17 protein-coding genes are annotated in these 13,612 nt (G+C 38.8%); 12 read left to right on the top strand and 5 right to left on the bottom strand.

Features of this window, described 5'->3' with window-relative positions; all coding sequences use genetic code 11:
* Window positions 1-1,419: 1,419 nt before the first annotated feature.
* The gene (locus DXN04_RS30730) at window positions 1,420-1,779 is read right to left on the bottom strand and encodes a winged helix-turn-helix transcriptional regulator (protein WP_116857256.1); all 360 of its coding nucleotides are present in this window, start codon (window positions 1,777-1,779) and stop codon (window positions 1,420-1,422) included.
* Window positions 1,780-1,882: 103 nt separating this feature from the next.
* Here DXN04_RS30730 and DXN04_RS30725 point away from each other — a divergent pair, with 103 nt between their 5' ends.
* Together DXN04_RS30725 and DXN04_RS30720 are read left to right on the top strand one after the other, a co-directional pair.
* The gene (locus DXN04_RS30725; protein ID WP_116857255.1) at window positions 1,883-2,458 is read left to right on the top strand and encodes an NAD(P)H-dependent oxidoreductase; all 576 of its coding nucleotides are present in this window, start codon (window positions 1,883-1,885) and stop codon (window positions 2,456-2,458) included.
* Window positions 2,459-2,766: 308 nt separating this feature from the next.
* Window positions 2,767-3,096 carry a hypothetical protein gene (locus DXN04_RS30720; protein ID WP_147320107.1) on the top strand — a complete coding sequence of 110 codons (330 nt, stop codon included), beginning with the start codon at window positions 2,767-2,769 and terminating at the stop codon, window positions 3,094-3,096.
* A 117-nt stretch (window positions 3,097-3,213) separates the two neighbouring features.
* Here the strand turns inward: DXN04_RS30720 and DXN04_RS30715 are convergent, their stop codons facing one another.
* The gene (locus DXN04_RS30715) at window positions 3,214-3,696 is read right to left on the bottom strand and encodes a hypothetical protein (RefSeq protein ID WP_116857253.1); all 483 of its coding nucleotides are present in this window, start codon (window positions 3,694-3,696) and stop codon (window positions 3,214-3,216) included.
* Between the two features lie 160 nt (window positions 3,697-3,856).
* Window positions 3,857-4,102: a DDE-type integrase/transposase/recombinase gene (locus DXN04_RS35945; protein ID WP_116857252.1), complete on the bottom strand. Its 246-nt coding sequence runs from the start codon at window positions 4,100-4,102 to the stop codon at window positions 3,857-3,859.
* Between the two features lie 900 nt (window positions 4,103-5,002).
* Between DXN04_RS35945 and DXN04_RS30705 the strand changes: the two genes are divergently transcribed.
* The 6 genes from DXN04_RS30705 to DXN04_RS30680 all read left to right on the top strand — a co-directional run bounded on the left by DXN04_RS30705 (window position 5,003) and on the right by DXN04_RS30680 (window position 8,656).
* On the top strand, window positions 5,003-5,344 hold the full coding sequence (locus DXN04_RS30705; protein WP_147320106.1) for a hypothetical protein: 342 nt from the start codon (window positions 5,003-5,005) through the stop codon (window positions 5,342-5,344).
* 293 nt (window positions 5,345-5,637) lie between these two features.
* Window positions 5,638-6,039 carry a hypothetical protein gene (locus DXN04_RS30700; protein WP_116857250.1) on the top strand — a complete coding sequence of 134 codons (402 nt, stop codon included), beginning with the start codon at window positions 5,638-5,640 and terminating at the stop codon, window positions 6,037-6,039.
* A complete protein-coding gene (locus DXN04_RS30695; RefSeq protein ID WP_116857249.1) occupies window positions 6,027-6,299 on the top strand; it encodes a hypothetical protein in 273 nt (90 codons plus the stop codon). The genes DXN04_RS30700 and DXN04_RS30695 overlap by 13 nt, the downstream gene beginning before the upstream one ends.
* Before the next feature lie 257 nt (window positions 6,300-6,556).
* Entirely contained in the window at window positions 6,557-6,934 is a 378-nt protein-coding gene (locus DXN04_RS30690; protein WP_116857248.1) for a hypothetical protein, read from the top strand.
* A 405-nt stretch (window positions 6,935-7,339) separates the two neighbouring features.
* Window positions 7,340-7,519 (top strand): hypothetical protein, encoded by a 180-nt coding sequence (locus DXN04_RS30685; RefSeq protein WP_116857247.1) that lies wholly within the window; start codon window positions 7,340-7,342, stop codon window positions 7,517-7,519.
* 87 nt (window positions 7,520-7,606) lie between these two features.
* On the top strand, window positions 7,607-8,656 hold the full coding sequence (locus DXN04_RS30680) for a TlpA family protein disulfide reductase (protein WP_158569243.1): 1,050 nt from the start codon (window positions 7,607-7,609) through the stop codon (window positions 8,654-8,656).
* Window positions 8,657-8,809: 153 nt separating this feature from the next.
* On the opposite strand, the gene DXN04_RS30675 is transcribed toward DXN04_RS30680, so the two are convergent.
* On the bottom strand, window positions 8,810-9,376 hold the full coding sequence (locus DXN04_RS30675) for a hypothetical protein (RefSeq protein ID WP_116857245.1): 567 nt from the start codon (window positions 9,374-9,376) through the stop codon (window positions 8,810-8,812).
* A gap of 291 nt (window positions 9,377-9,667) precedes the next feature.
* Window positions 9,668-9,988, bottom strand: coding sequence for a LytR/AlgR family response regulator transcription factor (locus tag DXN04_RS30670; protein ID WP_116857244.1), 321 nt, complete (start codon window positions 9,986-9,988; stop codon window positions 9,668-9,670).
* A 456-nt stretch (window positions 9,989-10,444) separates the two neighbouring features.
* On the opposite strand from DXN04_RS30670, the gene DXN04_RS30665 reads away from it, so the two are divergent.
* Genes DXN04_RS30665 through DXN04_RS30650 form a run of 4 tightly spaced genes read left to right on the top strand, consistent with a single transcriptional unit; the run spans window position 10,445 to window position 13,203 of the window.
* Window positions 10,445-11,068 carry a hypothetical protein gene (locus DXN04_RS30665; RefSeq protein ID WP_147320105.1) on the top strand — a complete coding sequence of 208 codons (624 nt, stop codon included), beginning with the start codon at window positions 10,445-10,447 and terminating at the stop codon, window positions 11,066-11,068.
* Window positions 11,065-11,937, top strand: a complete 873-nt coding sequence (locus DXN04_RS30660; RefSeq protein ID WP_116857242.1) for a hypothetical protein — start codon at window positions 11,065-11,067, stop codon at window positions 11,935-11,937. The genes DXN04_RS30665 and DXN04_RS30660 overlap by 4 nt, the downstream gene beginning before the upstream one ends.
* Before the next feature lie 20 nt (window positions 11,938-11,957).
* On the top strand, window positions 11,958-12,575 hold the full coding sequence (locus DXN04_RS30655) for a hypothetical protein (RefSeq protein WP_116857241.1): 618 nt from the start codon (window positions 11,958-11,960) through the stop codon (window positions 12,573-12,575).
* The gene (locus tag DXN04_RS30650; protein WP_116857240.1) at window positions 12,550-13,203 is read left to right on the top strand and encodes a P-loop NTPase family protein; all 654 of its coding nucleotides are present in this window, start codon (window positions 12,550-12,552) and stop codon (window positions 13,201-13,203) included. Before DXN04_RS30655 ends, DXN04_RS30650 begins: the two co-directional genes overlap by 26 nt.
* The last annotated feature ends 409 nt before the right edge of the window (window positions 13,204-13,612 follow it).

The raw sequence follows: 13,612 nt of genomic DNA, 5'->3' as shown, positions 1-13,612 counted from the left end.
GGATGTTCGTTGAATGGAAAAAAGTTATTATTAAACAATTTGGGATATAGTTTATCTTAAGTCAAGCATCTCTCAACCGAGAGCTTGACTTAGGACTCCTAATATTTTCAGAGAACTAAAACGACTAGAGCTGGTACCGTTAGATCTGCGAGAGCACAAATTTCCTGTACCTTTCCAGCGTAATTAAAGGTACTACCATGGGGCTTGCTGTTGCTAATAATGCTTTATTAGGAGCGCAAATTTTTGATAAATATGCTGAAGGAGGCGGGAAAAACATAAATAAAGTAGATGAAGCATCCTTTACATTGGGTACAACTGGAGTAATGACTACCGGATTGTCCTGGCGGGATACACAGGCCCGGTAGTAGATGGTATAGAGAAATTTGCAGAAATTGCAGGAATGGTAATAGGTATATATCAAAATTGGTGGATGATTTATCAACCTTTTGATGATTTGAGTATATTGGGTAATGCTACCGGAGATTTTGAAACAGATTTTCAGCTTCAACAGGAATATAATGATGGGTTTCATAGTGGAATAGATTATTATAGATGAGTGTGGATACTGTTTAGTATTTGTTTGCTTTAAGTAATGAAATATAAATGATAGGATTATATTATAGAATTTGGGTGGATTGTATAAAACGTGCAAAATCCCAACCCAATACCAGGCGGGATTGGGCAGTAGGGAGTATGATATTTATGTCTATTGCGTTGACCTCCAATTTCGCTTTGTTTATGGCAATTATGCAGCGGCATGTAATTAAGAGTTACTTTTACAAGGTCCATTTTTCATTTTTATCCGGGACTTTAAATACGCTAGTCACTTATGTGTTTTTATTTATCGTGCCTTGTGTTCTTTTGAACTACTTGTTGATACTAAGAAATAAACGGTATGAGCGATTGTTGGAAAAGTATCCTTATTATGGTGGAAAACTATTTGTTAGCTATTTTTTAATTTCCATGCTTTTACCAGTTGTCTTATTATGGATTGCCATTTTCTTTTTTTAGTAATTAAAGAAGTAATCATACAACTGTTATTGTGTAGGGTTGTTTACGCCATGTAGAGGTTCCAGTTTGGGATATAGTTGGTTTTTATTTATGGCCAATAACATCTACACAGTATTACTATCGACGATTCTTATAATGAATGGATATGGTGGATGATGAAATTGGGTGATATACAGTCCTTCGAAAATAAGGATTTCAATAGTTTGGTAAGTTGGGCTGTCTCATTTTTTATTTATGAGGCTGCCCCTTTCTCAGTATTCATTAAGCAGATATATTCCCTTAATAAATGAATCAATAGCAAAAATCTTAGTAATAGGCCTGGCCAATATTAAAGATGAGATCCCTTTTAAGGGAAGAAAACAGCTTACAAAATCCAAATCTGTGTTCCAGGACAATAATTACCAATACCTATTGTTCTAAGCTGATAAACTGACCTTTTTCTATCACGATTTGTTTCCCCCATTCATTAAGCGCCTCCAAAACCGGGATAAATGTTTTCCCGAAATCGGTTAAATTATATACGACCTTTACAGGAGGTTTTTTGCCAAAAACTTTCCGTGTAACCAATCCGTCTTTTTCCAACTGTCTCAATTGAAGGCTCAATGTCATTTCGCTTATCGACAAAATTTCTTTATGAAGTTCGTTATATCTTTTTTCGCCATTTTTAAGATAAAAAAGGATAATCGCTTTCCATTTGCCTCCAACCATATCCATGGCCAAACTTACAGGGCAGGGATAAACTTTATTCTGCAATTTTACATAGTTCATAACCGCTATTTTAACCTATCAACCTTGTTAGTTATTGTAAAGGTAGTCTCCTCAACTTAGTTTTGCAACTACAGTTTTTTAGTTTAAAAAAGTCACCCGAATTATGGCATTAATTATCTTAGCACACCCGAATTTCGATGCATCAATTGCAAATAAAACGATTATCGAAGAATTGAATAACAGCAATTTAAATTTAGAGATCAGAGATATTCATGCATTATATCCTACTTATAAAATTGACATAAAAGCAGAACAAGAAGCTTTATTACGTCATCAGACGATTGTTTTTCAATGTCCATTTTATTGGCTGAATTTACCGGCGATCTTAAAACTCTATTTTGATGAAGTTTTTGAATACCAGTTTGCATATGGCTCTAAAGGGGACAAATTAAAAGGAAAAAACTTCATTCTGAGCCTAACCACGGGAGCACAAAAAGAAGAGTACAAAATTACGGGAAAGCATCACCGGACGATTTATGAATTTACCAAAAATATAGAGCAGACAGCTTACTATGCGCAAATGAACTACATCGACCCCATCTATCTTCACAGCATGTCAACTCACGGAGGGCCCGGACAGCCCCCGCTTCCTGAAGATGAATTAAAGGCCAGGGCAAAAGAACATACTAAAAATATAGTATCCCTGCTAGCGACACTACAGCATCAAAAGGCTAACTAGCAAAGAAAGTACAGTGAAGGACTGAAGATGCAATTTGGCTAAAAGATGAGAGCCTGATCAGTTGGCTAAAGTAATATTAATAGTATTATGTAAAGTGATATGAGCGATATTGCGATTCAAATCTCCCCAAGTCGCATTGTTACATACCACTTTATATACATCACTGATTTGCATAATGAGATACGATAATGGAAATGCGACTATTACCGGTTAGTATTTTATTATTATTAATTTTGCCTCTGCCTGCTACGTGTCAGTGTCCTCAATTACTGCATCAATTATACCTAATAGCAAAAATATTTAATAGTATGTTTAAAATTTTAGGGATTACTGTAATACTAATTTCTGTTTTATTTATCATAGCCATACAAATAGTTGTTGTTAATAAAAAAATAATATATTATAACTGGATTGATCAATCCAATAGTATGACAATGCATAGTTATTTATCATTTTTGGATGGCAATTGGTTTTTTAAGAAAATTGATTTTAATAAAATAGTTAAGGAGCATCCTAATAATGAGAAGTTGAAAAGAAAAATCCAACTCATCAAGTTGGGTCAAAAATTCAGTATTATCTTATCAGCGCTAATTGTAATGAATGCAGGTGTTTTAATATATTTAGATCAGACCAGATGAGATGACATGACATGACATTCGTAGTCTGAGTAATAGCAACCCCTTTAAGACGAACCTGTTGACGACAGTTTTTCAATATTTCTATTATTCAGGCAACTAATAGTCATTGGACTGGCTTTATTTCCCTTCTATCAATTTTATGGAATGCTTGACAAAATTGTAGGGGCTGTCAGGTCCTTTGTCGGCATCCGTAACTTCTAATTGCTGCTGCCGTTCTTCCAACATTGTCAATGCCTTTTCTCTGATTTCCCTCGAAATTCCAGGTGCATATTTCATTAGAAGTTCGAATGCCTGATACCTTGGCTCATACTCCATGTCGCAGACCATCTTTACAAATTCAATGAAATAATCCCTGACATCCAGATTCTCCAGGGCGAATACCAAAGATCCATTGTGATGGTACAACTTTTCATCATTGATTTTTTCAATTATAAAAGGGATCGCTCTATTGTATTTAATGTCGGAAAAAATGAAGGCTATCTGATCTCTGATGCCGTGGTTTTCCGTAACAACAAAAAACCGCAACAATTCTTCTTTATCCTCTTCACTTAGAGCATTAGGATTTATCCCTTTTAATGCACGATATAATTCTCTATTCATACCTTAATTTGTTATTCATTGCTCTGATGTTGTGTAGGTTGGCAGTTCCCCACTATTAAAAAACTCCGGGTATTCCCCCGGACTATGCTTGCCTGGCGACCCATGCGGGTGCTTCTCGTTATAAAACGCCATCCGTTCTCACTCAGCTGGCGCGCTTTATTCAAACTACTGATATGCAGGCATCCAGCACATCCTCCCTGTAAAAGCGGTTAAATCGCTCAATATGGGCATTCTGCATGGGGTTGCCTGCTTGGAAAAATTTAAGCCGGATTCCTTCCGCCTGGCAAAAATCCACCAGCTCATGACTGCGAAACTCCTTCCCATTATCCGCCCGGATAAACCGCGGTTTGCCTCGCCAATCTATCACCTCTTTGATCACACGCTTACACCTTGAGCTGCATCCCATTGTTGGCCTTCAAGCCGGCAATATCCCGTTTCCGGACGGTACTTTAAAATTTTGTTTTTGACGATCTCCTTCAGAGTCCAGTGATCCAGCGACAAATCAGCCTACATTGCCTTTGGCTTCCGGCTCTCTGTCTGAAAAGTCTGATGGTAACTCTTCCTGGTTTTTCGATCTCAATAAATGGCATATCGTCGGCTGATTGATGTTTAATTACACCAGATACAAACCTGGTAGTAATCTTCTCCGACTTCATTATTGTGCACTCTTGCCAATTGTAGTAAGTAGCAGCACGATACCATCCATTCGACAGAAATGTATATATTCTCCTCCACCTTCTGCTCTGGCAAGTACCTAATTTGCTCCAGATCTCGTCTGCCTTGTCGTAAAATATCGTGATTCATTTAATAATATTTTGTGAGCCGCAATATTATTTTGATAATCTCGGTTTAAAAAGACGCTCTATCTCGGGTGGATACCTTCTTCCTTTGAAAGAAATTCACAGAATGAGGTGAACAGATGAGGTATGATAGTAGTTCCATGTTTGGTATGGGTTCTTTGAAAAAATGGATATATTTCCAGCGCAAAATCAGAAATGCGATAGCTGCATTAGCGAAAACAGATTCCCTAGAGTTTAAAGCTGTTATCTGGATTGACATATAGTTAAGCACCAAAAATAGGTAAGATGTATGAATTTCTCTATATTCCTGAAATAAATATGGTCATAACCGGACCAGCAACGTATATTAATGCGAAAAAATACCACCAAAGGGAGGATGTCAAAAATCGGAAACAAAAAGGGAATTAAACCAATAGATTATGTGCCTGAAACATACCGTAAATATTTCCAGTATTATTATGCTTCTTATGTCCTTTAACGCATATGGGCAAAAAATATCTTACAATATGAAAGATATAAATAACTTGTCTTTTAAATACTGGGATAGTAATAATGACATTGCATGGAGACTTGGCGTTAAAGGCGATTTTACTTATTATTATTATAAGAATAACGACAGGATTCAATTTGAAGTTGAAGACTATGTGATAGCGAATTGCGCGTATGCTATTAAATCTGATACCCTCATTAAAATGTTTTTACCCATTGTAATGGAGGAGTATAAGATATTAAAGCTAAATGATGATTCTATGATTTTAAAGTCATTGTCGAGATCTGATACGGTAGTTTTCTTCAAATCAAAAGACCAGGAGAAGCCAATCAAACGTTTGCCCCTGGGCAAATATTAAGCCCTCAATCATCCAGTTTAATTGTCGATGGATACAATCAATATTCATTTCAATATAGAATTTATGATACCATCAATAAGTATTATTTAATATGGGATTTTTTGCTGTTGTAAAAATAGCTGGTATCGGAAATTTTTCATGGGGTGGAGGAATTAGCGAAACTCTTACAGCACCCTGATCAGGTGTGTTGTCTCCACAAACTTAGTTTATCCTGTCAACAGAAACAACAAACTTGTCCCCCTGGAATGGAAGGTTTAAAGTAGTAAAGAAGGAAATAAATCAGTAATTGAAGCATGAAGATGATATTATTGTATATAGCATTGGCATTTGCCTCTATAAGCTGCAAAAGTGGAAGAAAACCCACAAATATAGAAGTTGAAGAGAAGAGTAAGCGATTTGATTCATTGCCAGGTAATAATTTAGACGAACTTGAAGCAAAAGACGCAAATTTCTATTTAAAAGCATCAAAAGGAAAGGAAGGAGAAATTTGTTTAAGGTATCGCTTGAATCATACCAATGGGTATAAAGATTTCTGTTTTAAGTATTTTGATTATTCGGAAGTAGTATTCCCAGATACTTCTGTATGGATTATCAATGGCAATACCTTTAGAGAATCCAGGTATTGCCTTGTGCATGACAGTATCTTAATATTACCATTGATAGGAATGAATAATTTTTATCCGTGTATGTTTTAAACCTGAAGTCTCAGCAGGTGCTTGGAAATGATATTCGGACTTCTTTTAGTTTAGTTTGGATTGATGATAAACGCTCGACATTTTTAACTACAGATACTCCCCAATACATTGATGATACTACTTATTTATACCAGCTCAATAAATATAAAATAGAAGGGAGAGAGCTTTTATTAGTAAAAAGAGATACTGCTCATTTGGGCGTGGACATAAAGGATGACTTGAAAGCAAAGGATAGAATAGCCCGGCGATTATTACCTTGAACTAGGCGGTGATCTAAATTATAAAGCCGGTTAAAGAACATAAAAGAAAAAATAGATTGTCTTTTTTTGTGCAGGAGTGCAATTTTTGCTTGCTGAACCGTCATTTTTAGATTACTGTCCAGCATGTGAGTCGACAGGATATAAGAAATCTTTGTTTTTAGCGCCGGATAATAAAATTATGGACTTTCCAGGAGAAACGTATTTAATCGATCAAATAGAGTTTGGAGACTGTTTAACAAAGTAATTGAAACTATAAAATGAAATTAGTAGGATTTATTAAAGAGTTGGATAATTATGACTGGGCATCCCCCTTATGTAATGAGCTGGGGGAAGAAAGTAATGCTGAGGAATTGGTGAACAATATTATCTCGTATCTGGAGAAAGGTAAATTAATACTGGGATGGATGGGCTATTTTGTTGATTTACGAACGCAAGACCCTATTGCTCCTCATGCTTTCTTAACAGATGGTGTATGGGTTTGGCCATCATATTATCTTTACTATCTAAAAATGTACCCACAATATAAGCTGGATAACAGTTTTATAAATTATTTGAGGGAGAAAAATTTTGTAATCGGTGAGATCTTAAATGAGGATGCTATACTGAATGAATTTATTGAGAAATTAAAAAATTAATAATGCGAATGAGCCCACTCTTTACATTTTTAGTCTAACTTTATGTCTGTTGATCCAATGTTCTTATTTTAGTTTAACCCTTGACGTAAAAAATATTATTTGCATAAGCGTATTATTTTAAACCGTCGCATTTTATTCGCCAATTAACTTCCGGCGATAAATTTTACCAGATAATCTTCAATTTCTGTCATGTAGCCGTTTTGTCAAGCTGCCCGTCCGTTGCCAGAAAATGTGTGTCCGGGTCGCAAACTCATAAATATTGATTATTAATATGGCTATCGATGTTGGTATTCCTATTTTTAAAAATAATATTTGTCCTGGTTACTTTCATGGAAAAAGCATTTTATATCAACAAGTAATTCTCCTCAGCTGGCTAACTTATCGGTTGGTCTTTTATAACTGAAGATGACTGAAACCGCACTGACACAGGACCTGGAAGAGCACCCCGATTATCCAGGTATGCTTAGTGTCGGTGGGGTGTTAAAGAATTTTGACTTAGCGAACATCGCTTTAAATGGAGGCAACTCTCTTTTACTGAATGCTAAATGCCATTCAATTACTTTTCATACAATCTCTATCTTTTAAAATTAAGTAATAATGACACACAGGTATTTTTTTCTGATAATAGGGTTGATCATACCATTAGAAACATATTCACAGAAAACATTTTCTGTGAATATCCAGGTTAATAATACAATTCAAAAAGACAGTTTATCATTTTTTGTAGACGATGGACAAAGACCGGTCACCTTTCATTCAGTAAATAATGAAGTCAGGCTGACCGGGGAGCTAGCGACTGAGGCAACCACCTTAACTATCCGGTATAAACAGGCTGCCACCATATTGCTTATCAGTGACAAGCCCGCTTCAATATCTCTTTATTATAAAGATAACGATCTGAATTACGCTAAGCTTTCAAATACACTGTATGTTTTTGATACTATTTATAATAAATATTACAGGGAAATTTATAGATATAGATTACCGGAATTACACGATTATCTAAATTTCTGGAAAGGAAAAGATAATGATGCCTACAGGAATGATTCTCTATTTAATATTAATAAACAACTGCTTAAAAATCTCTGCCTGAAGGCATTGCCGATATTAAAAAAATACCCCGATAAATATTATTCGTTCTGGTTCTTCTGTAATCAGGTGATAATGCCATCTTTAAATATCCTTATTCAGCATACTGCTTATGTAAGGACGCTATACAACTTTCTCCGGAATGACCTTGACAAACGATTTTTGAAGACAGAAAAAGGACAGATGATTGCCGATCAATTACAGGGTATTCTTCATCCCGCTATTTTAATGCATCCCGCACCTGTATTTGCTGTAAAGGATATCTATGGGAATAATATTCAATTGAATCCTACCGGTAAATACCTGTTGCTCAACTTTTGGGCTTCCTGGTGTGGACCTTGTATCGTAGAAATGCCTTTCTACCAGGCATTACAGCAAACCTTTCCTGCAAACAAACTGGATATAGTGGGTGTCAATATGGATAGGAATATGTCAGACTGCGCAAAAATAATCTCCGATAAAGATATGAACTGGATCCAGGTATTTGACCAGGGCAGGAAAATCAGTAACAGCTACGGGATCAAAGCACTGCCTACTACTGTGGTGGTTGATGATAAGGGAATTATTATTTATAGAAAAGAGGGGATTGATACTTCAAATCTCCGGGCGTTATTAAATAGTAAGTTGTTATGATACCTGTCTTTATAATTAATCTACCACAAAGAGAGGCCTGGCTTGGTTTAAAAACTGCGCTTCTCTTGTAGGACCCATAGCAGTCGCATTGAGGATGATCATTTCCATTAAAAAAAAGAAGGCATCCCGCAACCAGCGGGATGCCTTCCATACTTACGCCACTATCACCTCACTCACCGTCTCATTCCCCGGCAGATCCTTCGCCACCGCTCTCACCTTACTCCCTGCTACCTCACCATTCGCCACCGTCGCCGTATACACCCAATCCAGCCCATTCGCCTGCAGCACCGCATCTCCCTGCTCAACCAAATCCCCCGCAGCCGAATAAATCGCCACTCTCACACCAGCCACCTTAAAGTCATCCACCGCACGTACCGTAATAGCCGCACCTATCAAACCAGTATACAAATCCGTACTAATCTTCGTGATCTCCGGAGCTTTAAACGCATCCCTCACCGCAAGATTATACGCCGTCTGATCTCCCTTCACTGCCGCTGCATACAATGCTTTCAAAGCCGGATCCGCCATCACCGCTTTACCATAGATGATGCTCTCCTTAAACTTTGCCTGCACGTCCAGCTGCTTATCTGTAGGTGGCACAGAACTACTTCCCCTGTGTTTCCCAATCAGCATCTTACCCGATTTTTTCTTCGTGATCGTCATAATCCTCCCAATAGACCCGGAAGACTCTTTCAATATGAGATTATCTGTCTTTGCCATAAAAACTGTTTTTAAAGATTTAATAAAATGAAGGCCATTCTTCGACCTTCCTTCGATCATCCTTCGACGCTTGTTCGACACGTCTTCGACGCTTCTTCGACGCTTGTTCGACTAACAGTCATCCAGTGGAACAAAAGGTGCCTCTCCTTTATCCCGGGCACAGCCTGGATCACTATCGCCTTACGAATGCAATACTAACACGACAATCCACACCAAAATGAAAAATCTTTTGACGAAGGGGAAATTAACAGTTGGCAATTAAAGAAAGTGGAGTTGAAAGAAGAGAGAGACTTACAAAATGATCAGTAAACGACTAAACAGTAATTCCGAATAAGCTCTTGACAGGGGAATTTCCCTGTCAAGAACTACAACACTATTTTCCGTCACACTGGTGATATGCTCTAATGCCACAATGTAACTCCGATGTACACGGCAAAAGAGTGCCACGGGTAGCTGTTCCTCCAGTTGGCTGAGGTTACTACTTACCAGGTAAGTACCCTCTCTTGTAATGATCCTGGAACATCCGCCACTGGCCTCTACCAGTATGACGACTTGGCTGCTCACCTTCGTGAAAAGCCCTTTGCTTTTGCGTACAAATAAATCTACAGACATAAATAAATGGGTTTTTTAGCTCCTCGGCCTAAGCATCAGCAAGCGATAAGCAAGATAAACCGGGTCATGCTCAGTGTACACCTCACAATATTCCCGTAAGGTAGGTATATACCCCTTGGGTTTACCGTTCTTTTCACGATACTTCCTGAATCGCCTTTGGGCAGTACGAAGAGATTGATCTGTTAATAATACGATATCACTTGGGTATATCGCTGAGTCTATTATGCGTGCAATTGCGTCATTTACGACAATTGCGACATTAACGCCACTTTGCAATTTTTCTTGATTTTCATGCTTAATTTTATTTTGGGTTCATTTATCGTGGCACAGCAAATATAAAAATAAATGACCTTATCACAGCTTTTTTAAATCACTAAAATTCATAATTACGCTATGTTACAAAAACAAAAACGCCCTCGCAGGCGTAATGGGAAAGGTATATCCCAAAAAAGAAAAATGAATAGAGAATTGATTCACATTGCCCGTGCATCCAAACTCATTCTTACCCTATGCAATTGCGGCCCGGTCTACATGCAGCCTAAGCGCAGCAGGTTTAGAGTACTGCAAAGATTCCTTTACCACGAGGTACTCAAAAATGATCCATTCCATAAGCCGGGGAAACGACATATCAGTATGTCCGGACTACACCCATTGATAGGTTATGACCTGGATCCCGATTATGCGCTGTCAGCATATTTTAATGTCATCTATACAATTAATGTACAGGCATCCACAAAAATTGTAATTGACATACCAACGTTTGTTCCAGCCGCTCAGTTAGTAAGTCCCCATAGCGCCACTCATTGCAGGATTATAACAGTAGCTGCAGCATTGGATTTTCATCGCTATTCGGCTTTGATCCAGTCTGCACAGTCATCGCTGTTCCCATTCTCCCGCGATCCTGTAGCGGGTTTTTCGCTGACAATGCCAATGCCTCCACCTATTGGAGAACCTGTCATCGTATTGCTTGGACTTTCATTCATAAATGAAGACCTGGCTGAACCAGGCGCTCCCGCATATTGTCAGACCGTAAAAATCATTCACATAGAAAACGCAACCCCAAAAATCCAAATAGCATGAATTTTCCATTTTTCCCACTTCACGACTTACGCGTCAGCGTAGAAGAATACCTCTGCACTTCCGGTGATCCCAAAGATGATGCTTATGATAATCTACAGGATACACTCACTTTTATGCAGGACGCAATCGCCGATTTCATGCTCTCAGCCAAAGATGATGCGGTGTTAAAAAGATACATGCGTACCTGGCAGGAGCAGGTCAGGCAAATATTCGACCAGATCCCGCTGTCATGGTTGGAAGACCTGGATCCGGAAAATCCGGCCGCATACGATGATCCTTTAGCCAGGAATAAGAATGTATGTTACGAATGTTTCCGCCTGTTAAAGGAAATGCAGCTGCAGTATCCATCCTATTTCGATAAGACCTGTTTTCCGCCGCTTATCTACATAGAGATAGAAAAATCAATGTACCACCATAAAGTGCTCCTCATCGGACAATGGATGGAGGATAAAGGAGAACATTTACAGCAACTCTGGCGGGTCATGCATGGTGCCATCGGCAGACTCTGGAATCAGGATCAATGGCGGTATAGCTACCATGAGCATGACTATATCATGAACCTGGTTACACAACTCATGGAACTCATCACCTCACATGGAGAAAACCTGCGTAAAGACCATGTGTATTACCTTTTGTTTTACATCAATTTTAATGAAAATGGATTTATGCACCATCTCACATCTTCGATCACTGCCGAAATGGAGAGTACCGTGCTGCCAAATGAAAAACGGAAGGTTCTTAAAAATATGGAGAACACCATTAAAGATATCCTGGTCAGAAACGACATGACCCTTGATCCGGGAAATCCCCCCATTACTAAAATGCTGCAAACCTGGTTGCAAGGCCAGCTGGAAGAACTGCAATCTTAAAACCATCAAAATACATCCCGATGAATTACATCATTCATCTCAATGCCTTTTTAGATAAGGCAGCAAAGGAGAAATGGATGGTACCATACCACTATTCCCTTTACATGGCCCTCTTCGCCACCTGGAATAAACTCGGATTCAGAAAAATATTCAGCATCCGCCGCGATGAGATTATGGCAGCCGCAAAGATCAAGGCAAAATCCACCTATTACCGCGCCTTAAAGGACCTGCATGCACATCAATACCTGGTGTATTATCCGTCCTCCCAAAGACAATGTCCGGCCTCGGTTGCTATGATACCGTTAGATGGACGCACAAGGCCGTCAAAAGAACCCCCAAACACAAAAATGGACACTGCTATGGTCTCTCTGGATGGACCCTTATTAAAAACTAATATAAAACTTATATCAAACGATGTGTCAAATAGTCTTCCTGAGCTGGAAGAAGTCCTGAAGTTTTTCTCCACCAACCAATATGCACGGGAAGAAGCACTAAAATTCTGGTACCACCATGAAGCCACCAGCTGGCTCACCGGCAATACGCCTGTGCAACACTGGCAGCCACTCGCGCATAAATGGATGTTAAATGTCTCTAAAACAAACAATGATAACAATGAAAATTACGACCAGCCTTTTTAATTACAAACAAATCCTGCAACTATTGGCGGAAAAAGGAAGAGAACAATTCGGGAAACATTTCCAGCTCTACAACGAAGATCTTCCTGTATTGATACCCATCATCGCCTGGATGCTCCGTGATGAAGAAGTTGCGCACGAGTTTAACATCGACCTGCATAAAGGCATCTTTTTAGGTGGGCCGGTAGGAGTTGGGAAAACCCACATCATGCGGCTCATGCAACTAATTGTTCCCACCCCGTTACGCTATGAATTACAGAGCTGTGATAAGGTCAGTACCGCTTTTACGAGAAAGGGGCCTGTTATCCTGGACAAATATATCGGTGACCCTGAAAAGAAGGGAAGTTATAATCACCATGTGTGGTGTTTTGATGACCTGGGCATGGAAGACCCCGCGCATTACTATCGTATTACCTGCGAGGTGATGAAGAAGATCCTGTTGGGAAGATATGAATTATTCATACGCTATGGCACCTTTACTCATGTCACGTCTTCATTGGATCCTGATGCGATTGAAAGAAAGTATGGGAAAGAAGTAAGAAGCCGTATGCGGGAAATGGTAAACAGGGTCACATTTGATAAAAATACAAAAGACAAACGTGGGACATTGAAACATATCAGCAGGCCATAGTGAAATGCTATGGCCTGGCTGTGGAAAATCGCCTGACTAACGCTGGTACCTGCTATAATAATAGCTATTGGGAGAATAGGCCCATGTAGTTAGTGGGTATTGATACAGCTCTGGCAGAGTGATAGATATGATGAATCCACAGCGAAGCTTTATATAGTCACACAAAGCTGTATTGGTTAAATGCTGGCACAATGCGATCGAACATGCAGCGAAGGGTGTATCTCTTGCCCGACAAAAAACTAGCCTGATTGTAGGCTGGCAGAGTGTGGATATCTTTACTGGTAGAAATTGGAGAAAATGGTTGTAGATTGACAATGAAATAATCCATTTGCTATTGTCAACTGGGTAAATACAAATGGGCTAAGTATTGCGTAATAAGGTCCTTCAGGGTGGTTCTAAAGGGAAGTAA

It is taken from the genome of Chitinophaga silvisoli (genome assembly GCF_003412465.1).
Taxonomy (GTDB): domain Bacteria; phylum Bacteroidota; class Bacteroidia; order Chitinophagales; family Chitinophagaceae; genus Chitinophaga; species Chitinophaga silvisoli.
Note: the sequence above shows the minus strand (reverse complement) of the source record. Positions and strands in the feature narration are given on the sequence as shown.